16 protein-coding genes and 1 pseudogene are annotated in these 16,341 nt (G+C 54.7%); 15 read left to right on the plus strand and 2 right to left on the minus strand.

What is annotated here, in order from left to right:
• The first annotated feature begins 49 nt into the window (after positions 1-49).
• Positions 50-1,729: a methylmalonyl-CoA mutase family protein gene (locus LAO76_00480; protein MBZ5489390.1), complete on the plus strand. Its 1,680-nt coding sequence runs from the start codon at positions 50-52 to the stop codon at positions 1,727-1,729.
• 83 nt (positions 1,730-1,812) lie between these two features.
• On the opposite strand, the gene LAO76_00485 is transcribed toward LAO76_00480, so the two are convergent.
• Together LAO76_00485 and LAO76_00490 are read right to left on the minus strand one after the other, a co-directional pair.
• Positions 1,813-2,346, minus strand: coding sequence for an SMI1/KNR4 family protein (locus LAO76_00485; protein ID MBZ5489391.1), 534 nt, complete (start codon positions 2,344-2,346; stop codon positions 1,813-1,815).
• The gene (locus LAO76_00490; protein ID MBZ5489392.1) at positions 2,340-3,113 is read right to left on the minus strand and encodes a class I SAM-dependent methyltransferase; all 774 of its coding nucleotides are present in this window, start codon (positions 3,111-3,113) and stop codon (positions 2,340-2,342) included. Before LAO76_00490 ends, LAO76_00485 begins: the two co-directional genes overlap by 7 nt.
• A 337-nt stretch (positions 3,114-3,450) precedes the next feature.
• Here LAO76_00490 and LAO76_00495 point away from each other — a divergent pair, with 337 nt between their 5' ends.
• The 14 genes and pseudogenes from LAO76_00495 (at position 3,451) to LAO76_00560 (ending at position 16,338) form a co-directional block, all read left to right on the plus strand.
• Entirely contained in the window at positions 3,451-4,110 is a 660-nt protein-coding gene (locus LAO76_00495; GenBank protein MBZ5489393.1) for a DNA-3-methyladenine glycosylase, read from the plus strand.
• Between the two features lie 236 nt (positions 4,111-4,346).
• Positions 4,347-4,766, plus strand: coding sequence for a cobalamin B12-binding domain-containing protein (locus LAO76_00500; protein MBZ5489394.1), 420 nt, complete (start codon positions 4,347-4,349; stop codon positions 4,764-4,766).
• A gap of 350 nt (positions 4,767-5,116) precedes the next feature.
• Positions 5,117-6,037 carry a hypothetical protein gene (locus LAO76_00505; GenBank protein MBZ5489395.1) on the plus strand — a complete coding sequence of 307 codons (921 nt, stop codon included), beginning with the start codon at positions 5,117-5,119 and terminating at the stop codon, positions 6,035-6,037.
• 154 nt (positions 6,038-6,191) lie between these two features.
• Positions 6,192-7,031: an indole-3-glycerol phosphate synthase TrpC gene (gene trpC / locus LAO76_00510; protein ID MBZ5489396.1), complete on the plus strand. Its 840-nt coding sequence runs from the start codon at positions 6,192-6,194 to the stop codon at positions 7,029-7,031.
• Between the two features lie 36 nt (positions 7,032-7,067).
• Positions 7,068-7,709: a phosphoribosylanthranilate isomerase gene (locus LAO76_00515; GenBank protein MBZ5489397.1), complete on the plus strand. Its 642-nt coding sequence runs from the start codon at positions 7,068-7,070 to the stop codon at positions 7,707-7,709.
• A complete protein-coding gene (gene trpB, locus LAO76_00520; GenBank protein MBZ5489398.1) occupies positions 7,706-8,911 on the plus strand; it encodes a tryptophan synthase subunit beta in 1,206 nt (401 codons plus the stop codon). Before LAO76_00515 ends, trpB begins: the two co-directional genes overlap by 4 nt.
• A gap of 67 nt (positions 8,912-8,978) precedes the next feature.
• Entirely contained in the window at positions 8,979-9,335 is a 357-nt protein-coding gene (locus LAO76_00525) for a four helix bundle protein (protein ID MBZ5489399.1), read from the plus strand.
• The gene (gene trpA, locus LAO76_00530) at positions 9,335-10,177 is read left to right on the plus strand and encodes a tryptophan synthase subunit alpha (GenBank protein ID MBZ5489400.1); all 843 of its coding nucleotides are present in this window, start codon (positions 9,335-9,337) and stop codon (positions 10,175-10,177) included. The genes LAO76_00525 and trpA overlap by 1 nt, the downstream gene beginning before the upstream one ends.
• 84 nt (positions 10,178-10,261) lie before the next feature.
• The gene (locus LAO76_00535; protein ID MBZ5489401.1) at positions 10,262-10,582 is read left to right on the plus strand and encodes a chorismate mutase; all 321 of its coding nucleotides are present in this window, start codon (positions 10,262-10,264) and stop codon (positions 10,580-10,582) included.
• 152 nt (positions 10,583-10,734) lie between these two features.
• Positions 10,735-11,754 carry a 3-deoxy-7-phosphoheptulonate synthase gene (aroF, locus tag LAO76_00540; protein ID MBZ5489402.1) on the plus strand — a complete coding sequence of 340 codons (1,020 nt, stop codon included), beginning with the start codon at positions 10,735-10,737 and terminating at the stop codon, positions 11,752-11,754.
• Between the two features lie 400 nt (positions 11,755-12,154).
• Positions 12,155-13,372: a toll/interleukin-1 receptor domain-containing protein gene (locus tag LAO76_00545; protein MBZ5489403.1), complete on the plus strand. Its 1,218-nt coding sequence runs from the start codon at positions 12,155-12,157 to the stop codon at positions 13,370-13,372.
• Positions 13,373-13,922: 550 nt separating this feature from the next.
• Positions 13,923-14,762: pseudogene (locus LAO76_00550) on the plus strand (prephenate dehydrogenase).
• A gap of 3 nt (positions 14,763-14,765) precedes the next feature.
• Positions 14,766-15,326, plus strand: a complete 561-nt coding sequence (locus LAO76_00555; protein MBZ5489404.1) for an alpha/beta hydrolase — start codon at positions 14,766-14,768, stop codon at positions 15,324-15,326.
• A gap of 313 nt (positions 15,327-15,639) precedes the next feature.
• Positions 15,640-16,338, plus strand: coding sequence for a CoA transferase subunit A (locus LAO76_00560; GenBank protein ID MBZ5489405.1), 699 nt, complete (start codon positions 15,640-15,642; stop codon positions 16,336-16,338).
• The last annotated feature ends 3 nt before the right edge of the window (positions 16,339-16,341 follow it).

The raw sequence follows: 16,341 nt of genomic DNA on the forward strand, positions 1-16,341 counted from the left end.
CCCCTCTGAATCTGAAAAGCGCTGGGCTGAGACCACGCTGGCCAAGACGCTGGAGAAGTCGCCGGAAAAACCGATTGGCGCAGCCAGCGGCGTCAACCTGGACGAAAGTGGCCACGCGCAATTCACCACCATCAGCGGTGTTCCCATCCGCCGGCTTTATACCCAGGCCGATCTGCCCGAGGACTGGAGTTACGAGAAATACCTTGGCTATCCCGGCCAGGCGCCGTACACGCGCGGCATTCATTCCAGCGGTTACCGCGGCCGGCTATGGACCATGCGGCAGTTTTCCGGCTTTGCCTCTCCGGAAGAAACCAACGAGCGCTACAAATACCTGATGGCCAGCGGAGGCGGCGGCCTGTCCGTCGCATTTGACCTGCCTACGCTGATGGGCTATGACTCTGACCATGCAGCCAGTGAAGGCGAAGTCGGCAAGTGCGGTGTCGCCATTGACTCGCTGGAAGACATGGAGATCCTCTTCAACGGAATCGACTTGGAGAAGACCACCGTCTCCATGACGATCAATTCTCCGGCGTCCGTCCTGTGGGCCATGTATCTGGTGGTGGCGGAAAAGCAGGGCGCAGATTGGAAGAAAGTTTCCGGCACGCTGCAGAATGACATCCTGAAGGAATACATCGCGCAGAAGGAATATATCTATCCGCCCGCGCCTTCGATGCGCCTGGTGATCGACACTTTTGAGTTCGGATCGAAATTTACACCCAAATTTAATTCAATCTCCATCAGCGGATACCACATCCGCGAAGCAGGCTCCACGGCTCTACAGGAATTGGCGTTCACAATTTATGACGGCGTTGAGTACGTGGAGTGGGCACGCCGTCGCGGGCTCGACGTGGACGACTTTGGCCCGCGCCTGAGCTATTTCTTCAATTCGCATAGCGACTTCTTTGAAGAGATCGCCAAATTCCGCGCCGCACGCAAGATCTGGTATCGCCTGATGAAAGACCGCTTTGGCGCAAAGCAGGAGCGCACATGGCTGATGCGCTTCCACACGCAGACTGCCGGAGTGTCGCTGACCGCCCAGCAGCCTCTTAATAACATCGCCCGCGTGGCCCTGCAGGGACTGGCGGCCGTGCTGGGCGGAACGCAATCTCTGCATACCGACTCCTACGATGAAGCGTTGGCGCTGCCCACGCAGGAAGCCGCGCGCATCGCGCTGCGCACCCAGCAGATCATTGCGTATGAGTCCGGCGTGGCCCAGACCGTGGACCCGCTGGCCGGCTCTTACTTCCTGGAAAAGCTCACGCTCGACATGGAGAAAGGCGCGTTCGACTACTTTGAGCGCCTCGACGCCATGGGCGGCATGGTCAAGGCCATTGAGAACGGCTTCCCGCAAAAAGAAATTGCTGAAGCTTCTTACCAGTACCAGCGCGCCGTCGAGGCAAAAGAAAAGATTGTGGTTGGCGTAAACGATTTTGACGTCGAAGAAAAGCAGATGGATACGCTCTACATTGACGAATCCGTGGCCCGCCACCAGACGGCAAAGCTTAAAGCCTTGCGCGCCCGCCGCAACAATGACGATGTCCGTCGTACCCTGGACGCGCTAAAGAAGGCCGCAGCCCAGGAGCCAGTTGTCCGTTCCGATGGCCGCATCAGCAACGCGAACACCATGCCGTTCATTATCGACTGCGTTCGTGCCTACGCTACCGGGGGAGAAATTTGTCAGGCGTTGCGCGAGGTGTATGGGACGTATGAAGAGGTGAGCATTACGTAGGATCGGGTGATCTGGTGATCGGATTTTTTCTGAAATCCCGAATCCCGCGTAGCGCGCTGAGGGATCCCTGCAACACCCACGTTCTAGACGTCACAAAGGAATTCCTTGACCAAGTACTCGTGCATCGAGTTTGAATAAACGATGGCGTCTCTGCCGTGAATCGATAAAACAACGCTGTTGGCGGGATTCGATTCACATGCTATATAGCGATGGAAATAAATTGGAACCAGCTTTGTTTCCGCACGAAGCGTGAATCCTTGTTCAGATAGCTCTGTAGTAATTGCAGTACGATCTGCTTCAACTTCTGCAATCCTTTGCAGCACAGCTTTTAAGTCCCGCGGGTAGGAATATAGTCCAAAGACCTCTTTCGGTGAGCCGTGTACGTTTACTAACGGCAAATCTGTTCCATTCGCACACTGCAGGAAAGTCCGTAGATCACTGGGGACAACGATGCCCAGAGCCTGTTCATACTTTGCAATCTCGTTGATAGAAAGGCCTGGCAGCCATCGCGTACCAGATTGAACTTGAAATCCAAAGATATCCTGATGGATGGCAGCATTCTTCCATCTCAACTCAGTGAGCCGTTTAAATTCAGCCAGGAACTCGCCGTCTAACACAGATCAGTCTCCCTTTGCACCTTCGCACCCCCTGTGGTGAAGATCCGACGACGGAGATGTTCGGACGATCGCGAGCGATCTCGGTGATTCTGATAGATCGCCCATTGCTCGGTCCCTGCAGTTTTTTCCAGCCATCCTGCTTCAGCCAAAAGCTTTTCATGCTCGGTGAATCGATACGCGATGCAAACCGGCCGCGGCGCATGTTCAATAGACTTTCGTAAATTCTCCAGGACAGTCACAAACGTCGCTTCAGAAAACGGATTGAACAGATAGACCACCAGCGGGGCGGCGGGAAATTCGAAATCGAGCGCGTCCATACAGAAACTTTCGATGGATGCAGCTTTTGTGGCACAGACACTCTTGTCTGTGCCTTCATCCCTCACCATTTCAGCAGCACAGGCAGGAGTGCCTGTGCCACACAAATGATCAGGAGATGCTTCAGTGCGGTGCGCCGTGTATTTGCGGATATTTTCCTGGGCTACCCGATGCAACTCCGGCATGAACTCCACGCCGATAATCCTTTTAAATCCGTACTGCGCGGCCATCAGCAATGCACGTCCCTTGCCCGAACCGAGATCGATAAAGGTGAAGTCTTGCAACGCGGCTGGGACAACGTTTCCCTGGCTGATTGCCGATTGCTGAATGCTGAGCGCTAATGCCTGCATGATCTGCCGGAACAGCCACGGTTCCGTCGCAAAATAAGGACGCGCCATCACGCCTGCCAGGAACTGCGTGCCCACGCCGACATTGGAGCGCGTGGTGTCCATGGAATGCTCCCAGTCGTAGTCGAGATCGCCGAAGCGCGCCTTGCGGCGCGACGGCAGCAACTCAAGCAAGGCGTCCCATGTTGCTCTGGCCATCTCAAGCAAAGACCGCCACCAGCCGAAGTAACGCACGCTTTCCCGCCAGTGGCGTGCGAAGGCGTTCCTGAGGTGGAACGCAGCATCGGCTGAAGAGTCAGGCGGGCCGCCTTGTTTAAGATTGGCAGTCATTTGAACAAGTAGTATCAATTTTCCGCATTTCTGCGTTTTCGTTGACGGTTTCCGATTTCGGCGATTACGCGCGATGACGGCGATTTCGGCGATGATAAAATCACGATCATCCATGAAAAAGGCCCTTGATCATCTCAAGAAATCCGACGCAATCCTTGCCTCTATTATTGCCCGCGTTGGGCCTTGCAAGATGGCCTATCGCGATCCAACGTTTGAAATGCTGGCGCGGGCCATTGTGTTCCAGCAGTTGAGCACCAAAGCCGCGCGGACGATCTATGGCCGTCTTGAAGAAGCCGCCGGCGGCGCGCTCACGCCTGAATCGATCCAGAACCTGAGTGTGGGTGAGATGCGGCGGGCCGGGCTTTCGCGGCAGAAGCTCGGCTACATCCGTGACCTCGCAGAGCACGCTCTCAGCGGCAAAGTGGATTTTGCCAAGCTTCCCGCCATGAGTGACGAAGAAGTGATTGCGTCGCTGACCGATATCAAAGGCGTGGGCGTGTGGACGGCGCACATGTTCCTGCTGTTTTCCTTGCGGCGGCCCAATGTGCTTCCCATCGGCGATCTGGGAGTGCGCATGGCGATACAAAAAGCTTATAGAAAACGCAAGATGCCAACGCCCAAGCAAGTGGAGCAGATCGCTAAAGGCTGGCACCCGTATTGCAGCTTTGCTGCGTGGTATTTATGGCGGAGCCTGGAGCTGCCGAAAGACGAAAATCTCAACCACAGAGGACGCAGAGGAACACGGAGGGTTCTGAAGTCCAGAACCAAGTGAGGGATCCCTGCAGCCTTGAACAAGATTGGTATCGATATAGCCTACTGCGCTGTGCCTATTGAAAGAGTTCGATGGAAAGCAATGCTTTTCTTTTTCTCAATTTCTATGTTCCGGAGTTTGATTTCTTTCATAGGTTATCGTTGCCATAGGGATCCCTTGCTGCGCTCGGGATGTTAACCCCTCTGTGATCCTCAGTGCCCCTCTGTGGTTAATCTGTTTTGATAGAATCAGAGAAGATGTCATCTGACCGCAAAATCCGTGTGCTTGTTGCCAAACCCGGTCTTGATGGGCATGATCGCGGCGCTAAGGTTATTGCCCGCGCACTGCGCGACGCCGGCATGGAAGTGATCTATACCGGGCTGCGGCAGACCCCGGAAATGATTGTCAACTCGGCATTGCAGGAAGACGTGGACGTGATTGGCTTGTCCATTCTTTCCGGCGCACACAACGCCATCGTTCCGCGTGTGTCTGATCTGCTCAAGCAAAACAAAATGGATGACGTGCTGTTCGTGATCGGCGGCATCATTCCAGAACAGGATTTCGATTTTCTAAAAAAATCCGGCGTCAGCGCTATCTTCAACCCTGGTACGCCGATGGATGACATTGCAGAGTTCATCCGCAAAAACGTAAAACCGCGCGGTCTCATCACAGCCTGATCTTCTTTTTTTGTCGCTGCGCTCCACACCGCTTGAGTGCTTCGATTCCATCAAAGCCGTTTATGCTCCTGATGCGCGCGACTCGGCGCGCAAGCCGGCCGAGCCGCCGTAAATCGCGTCTTCTTTTTTGTCGCTGCGCTCCAAACCGCTTGAGTAACTCGCTTAGAGATAAGGATCATCTGCTCCTGAGGCAGGCGACTCGGCACGCAAGTCGGCCGAGCCGATTCAATCACGCAATCGCTATACCCCAGCCTTGGGATGAAGTGCACTTCCCCTTGATCGTCCGCTCAAAATTAAGCTAACCGCTCTTCAAGATCGCGGTCTAACCTCTCGAATTGCGAGGTAGACAAATGAGAAAGCTGATCGTTTTGGGCCTTACATTGCCATTGTGTATGGTTCTGGCTCGCGCTGGAGAGCACCCCAACTGGCACAGTTCAACCGTCACTATGAATGATGACTCCGCCAGTGACGATTGCCGCGAGCATCTGCGCGTTGGAAATGACGAGTATCGCTCGAATGTGCGCGACGAAGAGATCAAGACCATTCCCAATCAACCGCTGACCATTACGGCAGAGCACAATGGCGGCATCCAGGTCACTACCTGGGACAAGCCGGAAGTCAGTCTCAAACTGTGCAAGCAGGTTGCTGTTGACGATGAAAATGAAGGACGCCGGATCCTGGCAGATACGCGGCTGGAAATCAATGGAGCAAAAATCTCCATACACACGCCGGAAGAGAATCATCATTCTCTGGGAACGCTGCTTTTGGTTAAAGCTCCCAGAAACGCGGACTTGAATCTCAACGTCCACAACGGCGGGGTTTCCTTGACCAACTTTACGGGAACGGCGGAAGCTCACGCTGAAAACGGCGGCATCTCCTTCCGGCGCAGCACCGGAAAATTAACAGCACAGGCACAGAATGGCGGCATCTCTATTAAAGATTGTGGGGGAGATGTGACGGCCAAAGTGGAAAACGGTGGACTATCGCTCGCTTTGGCTGACCGCTGGGAAGGCAAGGGGCTGGAAGCGCATGCCCGCAACGGCGGCCTGGTGGTTTCCGTGCCCAAGACCTTTAATGGCGGGTTGGAAGTCGTGGCATCAGAGCACACTTCCATCATCTGCAAGGACAATGCCTGCGATGCCGGTGAGCGTACATGGGACAGCGGACACAAATTGTTCCGCATGGGCGGCACAAACCCGCAGGTGAGGGCCACCACGGAAAACGGCGGCATTGTGATTGAAGACCGTTCCCGCACACGCGGCGAATTATAGCTTTTACTCGGCCAAACATGGGGCCGCCCAGGGAACGCCTTAGTTCGAAATGGCCTGAGCTTTATCTCTGTTCCATTTCGGATTTTCGCTGGCCGGGCGGCTTTTCTCCTTCGATTTCTTCCGGCAAAGCCATATACTTGAATCTGCCGCTGCCATGACCACTCTGGACCAGATTCTTGCCGCTACCCGTGAACGCGTTGACCGCGCCAAGGAACAGGCACAGCTGCGTCCTTTGGAAAAGGCGGCCGCGGCGCACATACCGCGCGGCTTTCGCAAGCGGCTGGCTGCCATGTCCCAGTTGGGACCGGCAGTGATTGGCGAGTTAAAAAAAGCCTCTCCATCCAAAGGAACGATTCGCGGAACTTTTCCCGTGGGAACGCTGGCCAACCAGCTTGCTCGTGGCGGAGCGTCTGCATTGTCAGTGCTTACCGATGAAGAATTTTTTCATGGATCGCTGGCGAATTTGCTGGAGGCTTCTGCCGCTACCAATCTGCCTTGCCTGCGCAAGGATTTTATTATCGATGAATTTCAAATCACTGAAGCCCGCGCTCATCACGCTGACGCCATCCTCTTAATTCTGGCGGCGCTGGATGATGCTACGTTCCGCCGGCTTCTGGATTACGCCCGCGCGCTGGACCTGGATGCCCTGTGTGAAGTCCACGACGAAGAGGAGTTGAAGCGCGCGATTGAGGGCGGCGCGGATATCATCGGCGTGAATAGCCGCAATCTCAAGACGTTTCAGGTCAGTATGGATACGCTGATTGATCTGGCGGAGAGCATTCCCAATCACGTGCTTCGCGTGGCCGAAAGCGGAATTGATAGCGGTTCTGAAATCCGCGAGTTGCACGGCGCCGGGTACCAGGCATTCCTGATTGGTGAAACGCTCATGCGCGCTGACGATCCCGGGCAGAAACTGCAACAGCTATTACAGGATGCAGGATGGTATTCGCCATCCACCTCGACTTCTCCACATTGGCGTGGCACAGTCCAGTAAGAAGTCCGAGCAGCTTTCCCTACAAAAACAAATTGCATGCGTACATGGATCAAAATCTGTGGGACTACCTCTCTTGAAGACGCGCTCAGCTCGATCGCAGCCGGCGCGGACGCTCTGGGCTTTATCTTTGCGCCCAGCAAGCGGCGCGTCACTCCAGGGCAGGCGCAGGAGATTATCAGCCAGTTGCCTGTGAAAGTAGAAAAGATCGGCGTGTTTATGAACAATTCAGCGGCAGAAATTTGTGGCGTGGTCAATGCAGTGGACTTAACGGGATTGCAGATGCATGGGGAGGAATCGCCGGCGACTGTGTATGAGTGTCTTCCACCCGACAGGCGGGACTCAATGCGTAAGATCAAAACCATCCACGTAAAGACCGGCCATGAGCTTCGGCTTGATCATGTTGGTTTGTCGGGCATGGTCGATACCTGGTTGCTGGATTCGGGAGCAGGCAGCGGTCAGACCTTTGACTGGCAATCGGCGCGGACGCAATTGGGCGAGCGGCAGGGCCAATTTGTTGTTGCCGGAGGGCTGAATCCGGAGAATGTTGGCGACGCGATTCGAACTTTCAGGCCCTGGGGCGTTGACGTTGTGACCGGAGTGGAGCGCGAACCGGGACGGAAAGATCCAGAAAAACTTAAAGCATTTGTCGCGGCGGTGCGGAGGGCGGAACAGATATGAGAACAAGCGCATTAAAAAAAGAGAAACATGTAGCCGGAAGGTTTGGCCTCTATGGCGGCCGCTATGTGCCTGAAACGCTGATGGCGGCGCTGGAGCAATTGGAGCGCGAGTATGACAAGGCAAAGCGCGACAAAAAATTTCGCGCCGAATTTGAGCGCCTGTTAAAGGACTATGCGGGCCGTCCAACAGCGTTGTTTCATGCGGCCCGGCTGACGAAGGAACTGGGCGGCGCGAAGATTTATCTCAAGCGCGAAGACCTGCTGCACACCGGCGCGCACAAGATCAATAACTGCCTGGGCCAGGCATTGCTGGCTGTGCGCATGGGCAAGAAGCGCATCATCGCGGAAACAGGCGCGGGCCAGCACGGCGTCGCCACCGCAACCGTGTGCGCGCTGTTCGGACTGCAATGCGTTGTCTATATGGGAACGGAAGACATGCGGCGGCAGGAATTGAATGTCTTCCGCATGCGCCTGCTGGGCGCGGAGGTGCGCGGCGTGGAGTCAGGTTCGCGCACACTGAAAGATGCGATCAACGAGGCCATGCGTGACTGGGTCACCAACGTCCGCGACACGCATTACCTGCTGGGCAGCGTGCTGGGCGCTCATCCTTATCCCACCATGGTGCGCGATTTTCATTCTGTGATTGGCCGCGAAGCCCGCGCGCAAATCCTGAAAGCTGAAGGCAAGTTGCCCGCGGCGATTATTGCCTGCGTGGGCGGCGGGTCCAACGCGATTGGAATCTTTCATGAATTCCTCAAGGATAAAAAGGTCAAGCTGATCGGCGTCGAAGCCGGCGGGCGTGGCCATGAGTTGGGCGACCATGCGGCGCGTTTTCGCGGCGGACTGCCCGGAGTGCTTCAGGGAACTTTTTCTTACGTCCTGCAGGACGCGCATGGCCAGATTGGGCTTACGCATTCCATCTCTGCCGGGCTGGATTATCCTTCCATCGGGCCGGAACACGCTGCGCTGGCAGATTCAAAGCGCGCCGAATACGTGGCTGCTTCCGATACCGAAGCACTGGAGGCATGTACCTGGCTGGCTCGGACTGAAGGAATCATTCCGGCGCTGGAGTCGTCTCACGCCGTGGCGGAATGCATTAAGCGAGCTCCAAAGATGAAGAAATCTGAGATTGTGATTGTGAATATTTCCGGGCGGGGCGACAAAGATATTGGAATTCTGCGCGAAAATTTAAAGATCGGATGAAGAAGCAAAGATCGGGTGATCGGGTGATCCGTTGATCGGGTGATCTGAACACGGAGGAAAGATTCATATGGGAATAGACAAGCATCTTGAACTGCGAACCAGAACCAAGGCGTTTGCGCTGAGAATCATAAGGATGTCGCAGGTTTTACCGAAAACGCGCGAGGCCAATGTCATTGCTCAGCAGATTCTTCGCTCAGCGACCTCTATGGCCGCCAACTACAGAGCGGTGGGCCGTGCGCGTTCACAGGCTGAATTTATTGCGAAATTGGGCATTGTCGTTGAAGAGTCTGACGAAACTGTGTTTTGGCTTGAGATGCTGGGCGATAGCGGGATGGTAGCAGCAAGCAAGCTCACTGACTTAAGCAACGAGGCGAATCAACTATTGTCAATTTTCTCCGCATCGAGAAGGACGGCAAAAGCATGATGGATAAAAGACAGCCTCAATCACAGGTTCCGATCACTGGATCACCAGATCACCGGATCACCCGATCTTTCAACGCGCGTCCCGCTCTCGTCGCCTATGTCACCTGCGGTGATCCGGACATCGCTACCACGCGGGAGATCATTCTGGCTGCGTGCCGCGGCGGCGCCGACATTATTGAACTGGGCGTGCCGTTCAGCGATCCTGTGGCGGATGGGCCAGTGATCCAGCGGGCCAGCGAGCGTGCGCTAAAGAATGGCACGTCGCTGGAAGACGTTGTGCGGCTTGCGAGTGATGTACGCAAACAAACGGACGCCGGGTTAATCGTTTTTACCTACTTGAATCCCATGTTGCGTTTTGGCATGGAGCGTTTTTGTGCCGAAGCAGCAAAAGCCGGCGTGGACGGAGCGCTGATTACCGATCTGACGGTTGAAGAAGCAGACGAATATCGCCGCGCAATGGCTGCGCATAATCTCGATACGGTTTTTCTTGCTGCTCCCACCAGTACTGACACGCGGCTCAAAGCCATCGCAGAGGCGTGCAAAGGTTTTGTCTATGCGGTTTCGCGCACCGGAATCACCGGAACGCAAAAACAGGTGGCGGCAGATGTGCAGGGCCTGGTGAAACGTATCCGCAAGTTCACCAAGCTGCCGGTTGCCGTGGGGTTTGGCATTTCCAACGCTCAGCAGTTTGCAGAAGTGGGGCAATTTGCCGATGGCGTTGCGGTTGGCAGCGCGATTGTGCAACTCATCGAGCAAAATCCGGGAAGAGAAGCACAGGCGGTTGAGGGCTTTGTGCGCGGATTGAAGTCAGGCGGCAAGAGCGCGGCCTCTTCACAAAGTTAATATAATTAAGTTATTCTATTAGAGCATTAACTTAGTTAAGTTTATGCGGCCTTTAATGGCTGTATATCAGGATCCCGAGACTTTATGGACATCGCCGACTGGCGCGTAAAAATCGACGAGCTTGACCGCCGCCTGGTGGAATTACTGAACGAACGCGCGCAGGCAGCGCATGAAATCGGCAAGCTGAAACGCAATACCAGTATGCCGATCTACGAACCGGAGCGCGAAAAAAAGATTTTTGAGAACGTGCATCGCGCCAACCACGGACCTTTGCCGCACAGCGAACTGCGGCAAGTGTATGAAAGAATTATCGACGTGATGCGGAATATCCAGAAGAATGAAATCGCGCCGAAAGTGGTTGCCGGCGACGGTCGCACAGAATTTGATACAGAAGTGAACGATTGAATCGCGCGTAATCGCCGTAATCGCGCGTAATCGCCGTAATCGGAAAGCACGTAGCGAGCCCGGCTAGCGCGGCGAGCTGCTTGCAGCAGGAGCAGAGGAATGACGGCATACAGGAGAGTCTTGAGCGGTTTGGAGCGGAGCGACAAAAATCAATGATCGTAGCAATGCAGGAAAAAGCCAGCGAAGAACAGATCCAGCACGTGATCGAGCGCCTGATCGACATGGGTTTTGAAGTCCACCGCTCCACCGGAGAACGGCAGACGGTGCTGGGCGCGGTAGGCGCGCGCCATGAGTTCGATATTCGCGACATCGAGGTGCTGCCCGGTGTGGGCGAAGCGCACCGCATCAGCTCGCCTTATAAGCTGGTGGCCCGCAGTTTTCGTCCTGAAGGAACAGTGGTCAAGTTCAAGCGCGGCGTGAGCATTGGCGGCGACGAAGTGGTGTTGATGGCCGGGCCATGCTCGATTGAATCGCGCGACCAGATTTTTGCTGTCGCTGAATCGGTGGCGCGTTCCGGGGCCAAGTTCCTGCGCGGCGGCGCGTTCAAACCTCGCAGCTCGCCTTATAGCTTTCAAGGCATGGGTGAAGACGGGCTGAAGCTGATGCGCGAAGCGGCAGACCAATTTGGCATGCTGGTGGTTAGCGAGGTCATGGAAATCTCGCAGATTCCAGTAATGCTGCCTTATGTTGACCTGCTGCAGGTGGGCGCGCGCAACATGCAGAATTTCAACCTGTTGCGCGAACTGGGCAAGGTCCGCAAGCCGGTGCTATTGAAGCGCGGCATCGCCGCAACCATTGAAGAGCTTCTGCTTTCCGCTGAATACCTGATGGCCGGCGGCAACTATGACGTCATCGTATGTGAACGCGGCATCCGGACTTTTGAGACTTACACCCGCAACACCATGGATATTTCCGCCATACCCATCGTCAAGAAGCTTTCTCATCTTCCTATCCTTGCCGATCCATCGCACGGGACTGGCCGCCGGGAAAAGGTTTCTCCTATGGGCCGCGCCGCGATCGCGGCCGGCGCTGATGGCCTGCTGATTGAAGTCCACAACTGTCCTGATAAAGCTCTTTCCGACGGCGCTCAGTCGCTGTATCCCGAGCAGTTCGCCCAACTCGTGGGACAGTTGCGAGTTATTGCGCCTGCGGTGGGAAGAAAGATGGCGTAGTTGACCCGGATCGCCGAGATCGCCGTGATCGGAAAAGCAAAAAAAAACAACACCTTTGAAACACGGAGGAAAGGAGGAACCGGAGGGGAATCTTTCTGAAATCCCGAGCGGAGCAAGGGATTGCTATCCCACGATATGTTCAGTTTATTTTCGCGAAATGTATACATTTCATTATGAATAGGGGTTCATCGCTACGCTTGGGATACAACCCAATTTCCTCCGTTTTCTCCTGTCCTCCGTATTTCAAAGATGTTGCTTCCGATTCCGGCGATGAATCGCGATGACGGCGATCGGTCGATCAGATGAATTCTCCAAAGTTAATTTATGACAGTCCAGGCTGTTCCCGTTTTCTCCGATTCGCGCTACGCCAACCAATCGACGAGTTTCAAATTGAATTAGAATGTCGGCCAAATTTCATTTTTCTCAAGAAAGAGTTCAAACTGTGGCCGATGAACAGCTAATTAAGCGTTTGAAAAAAGATGTTCAAAATTGGAATCAGTGGCGTAAGGCGAACTTTGGTGAAAGCATTGACCTTACGGGAGCGGATTTGACGGATGCGATTCTCATTGGAGCAGACCTTAGTAATGCCGAACTCACTGGAGCTCGATTCGAGAATGCCGACTTGAATGATGCCGATCTAAGTGACGCAATCCTTACTGAAACGCACTTTGATGGAGCGAACTTGAGTGGGGCGAACCTGAGCAGGGCGTTTCTTCAAAGGGCGAATCTCTATCAGACAAACCTCACTGGATCTGACCTCCGCGAGGCACGGCTCGTATCGGCGAGTCTTGTTGCAGCGAATCTAAGCCGTGCGGTACTCAATAATGCTGACCTTAGCTGGACGGACCTTAGTGAAGCTATCCTGAATAAGGCAAGCTTCTATGAAACAGATATTTGGGGAGTAAATTTTTCGCGTGCCGACCTCAGCGGAGCGGATCTTAGTGCAGCAAACGTCGGACATACGATCTTTGGAGATGTAGATCTCAGCTCGGTCAAAGGCTTAAACGAAATGGTCCATGAAGGGCCCTCCTATATCAGCATCGATACTGTGTATAAGTCTCAAGGCAACATTCCCTTCGAATTCCTGCGTGGTGCCGGCGTTCCAGACAACTTCATCGAGTACATGCATTCACTCACCGGGACCGCATTCAAGTACTACTCCTGTTTCATCAGCTACTCCACAAAAAACCAGGAATTTGCGGAGCGGCTACATGCCGATTTGCAGAATAAGGGCGTGCGTTGCTGGTTTGCCGCACATGATGCCAAAGCAGGCTTAAAACTCGATCGGCAGATTGATCAGGCTATCCGACTGCACGAAAAAGTGTTGCTGATTCTTTCTCCTGACAGCATTAAGAGTGATTGGGTCAAGCGAGAGATCAAGAAGGCGGCGAAACGTCAGGCGCAGGAAAAGAAAGACGTGTTGTTCCCGGTTTCGCTGGTACCGTTCAAACAATTACAGCAGTGGGAGTACTGGGAGGGCGATCTGTCGAAAGACCTCGCTGCCGAGATCCGCGAGTATCTCATCCCTGATTTCAGTAATTGGAAGAATCATGATGCGTACAAGAAGGCGTTTGCCAAGCTGCTAATAGATTTGCAATCCGGGAAGACCAAAGCATAGGCAACCCTGAAGAGCAGCGGAGCCGATTTCTGGTTCTCGCGAGAACGCACAAGATAAGCTCGTGGCATAGGTTCGATCCTAGGGGATGGCACGCGTGGGGGCTGAGCAGCATGCTGAACCCTGTACAGTCAGGGGCAGATCTGGGCCTTCAGCGTGCAAATATAAGAGAATTTTCATTGACTTTTCTGTCAAGCAGTTGTAAAATAAACCTTTTATTTTCATAGTCTTATGTCTGTTATGAGCGGTATGGTTTTCATGCCTGTGCCCCGCCGCAGGGATCGGGGGGAGATGCCGGGGTTGAAAGAAGTATCCCCGGGGTTGAATCGTGTAAGTGCTTTGGAATCCTAGTTGAGGTATAGGGGGGAGGGGGGTGCGCGAAGCGCACCTTGGATCCGGTGATCGGGGAATCGAGTGATCGGAAAACCAAAAACCTCCTGCTGAGCAACACGATCACACGGATCTGATCCGCAAGATCGGGTCATCAAGGTGACCGGGAGATCGGATCGAGCAAGGTTCGAATTTTCAATCTGGTATAGCGTTCGAAGCAAGTATGGCGTTTAAGCAGATCACCATTATCGGCACCGGACTGATCGGCGGCTCTTTCGCGCTGGCCTTAAAGGCGGCGGGGTTTGGCGGCAAGATTGTTGGTTGCGATCGCCGCGCCGTTGTGGACCGCGCCCGCAGCATGCGCGCCATAGACACAGGCACTGAAGATCCAGTGGAAGCCGTGGCCGGAAGCGACCTGATCGTCCTGGCTACGCCCGTGGGCGGAATTATCGACCTGATTGAGCGCATTGGTCCCGTTGCGCCGCCGGACGCGTTAATCACGGATGTCGGCAGCACAAAAAAAGAGATCCTTGATCGCGCGCGTGCCGTGTTTGGAGACAAAGCGGCGCAGCATTTTATCGGCGGCCATCCTATGGCGGGCAAGGAACACAGCAGCCTGGAAAATGCCGAGGCAAAGTTATTTCTCAATGCCGTATGGCTGCTGGTCCCGCAGGCAGGCCAATCCACGGACCGCGGCAAGATCAAGGATTATTGCGAACTGCTGGAGCGAATTGGCGTTCGCATTTTGAAAATGGATGCGGAGCGCCACGATCTGATGTGCGCGTGGACCAGCCACCTTCCGCAGATGATTGCCACCGCGCTGGCGGCGACTTTGGTCGAGGAACTGGGCGACAACCCTGATGTGCATGCCGTTGGGGGACGCGCGTTGCGAGAGATGACGCGCATCGCTTCCAGCCCTTATTCCATGTGGCGGGACATTGCGCACACCAATACGGCCAACATTGAAAACGTTCTGAGCAAGCTGGAGCAACGGCTGGTGCACATTCGTGAAAACCTGCGCACGCCGGCATTGCGGGAGGAATTTGATCATGCCAACCGCTTTGAGCTGGGCACAAGAGACGTTGCTGCCACGGTGCTGGTGCTGCCGGGATGGCAGAATTCCGGCCCGCGGCACTGGCAGACGTTGTGGGAACAACAGAATCCCATTTTTCTGCGGGTGCAGCAACGGGACTGGGAGTATCCTCACCGCGACTGGTGGCTGGAACGGATTACCGCCGAAGTGAAGCAGTCGCCTGCGCCGATTGTTTTTGCGGCACATAGCCTGGGCTGTATCGCGCTGGCGCACTGGTGCAAAGCCGCGCCGTCAGAGGTCCACAAGATCAAAGGCGCATTGCTGGTGGCGCCGGCTGACGTTGATGGCAAAGACGCTCCCAAGCAGCTCAAGGATTTTGCGCCCGTCCCGCGTGACCTGCTTCCATTTCCTTCAATCGTTGTGGCCAGCAGCAGCGATCCCTACCTGACGATTGCCCGTGCCCGGGAATTTGCGCGTTCCTGGGGCAGCCGGTTTGTCGATATCGGCGCCGCCGGGCACATCAATGGAGAGTCCGGCCTGGGTGACTGGCCGGAAGGGAAACGGCTGTTAAGGCATTTGATTGAGGGAGAGTGAGCCGAGGCGAAAAGATTGCCATTTTGAAGGCATATGTTTACGTGTGGGCAGGATTGGCGATCCTTACTGTCTGGTTGGATCGCTGGACTGTTTCGCTCGGTTTTGGATTCATTTCCTGTGTTATCGGTGCAATGGCAGCGACCGCTCAAGTCGATCCTGAAGATCCAAAGCGAAAAGAATGGTAGCATGCTGCCATTGCGCTGATGGTGTTTGGTTGCGTGTTCAGTCTGATAGTGTTTATCGGCAAATTCATGCTCCCGTACTTTGTCCGCTGATTGCACCCGTCGCCACAGCTAGTTAAAATCATCTGTTTATGAATAAAGTCGTTACCAGCGCTGATGAGGCCGTCCGCGACGTAAAAGACGGTTCAATGATCATGGTGGGTGGTTTCGGGCTGTGCGGAATTCCTGCCGATCTTATCGATGCCCTTGTCCGCAAGGGCGTAAAGGACCTGACCACGGTTTCCAACAATGCCGGGGTGGACGAGTTTGGCCTGGGCAAACTTTTGCAGACGGGCCAGATCAAGAAGCATATTGGCTCCTACGTCGGCGAGAACAAGTTGTTTGAAAAACTTGTTCTTACCGGCAAACTGGTGCTGGAGTTGAATCCGCAGGGCACACTGGCGGAGCGCATACGTGCTGGCGGTGCGGGTATTCCAGCGTTTTTTACTCCCACCGGTGCTGGCACCGTGGTTTCAGAAGGCAAAGAGATAAGAGAATTCGACGGTCGTCCGTATGTGATGGAACGCGGGTTGAAGGCCGACTTCGCGCTTATCAAGGCATGGAAAGCCGACCGTTGGGGCAATTTGATCTTTCGCAAAACCGCGCGAAACTTCAATCCTGTTATGGCCACGGCGGCGCGGGTCACAATTGTCGAGGTGGAAGAAATCGTGGAGCCTGGGCAGCTTGATCCAGATGGCGTTCACCTGGCCAGCGTTTATGTGAAGCGGATCGTGTTGAGCACCGGACAGGAAAAGCGCATTGAAAAGCGCACCGTAAGAAAGCGGGCGTGAAGC

The sequence above is a fragment of the Terriglobia bacterium genome (genome assembly GCA_020072645.1).
Lineage (GTDB): Bacteria > Acidobacteriota > Terriglobia > Terriglobales > Acidobacteriaceae > Angelobacter.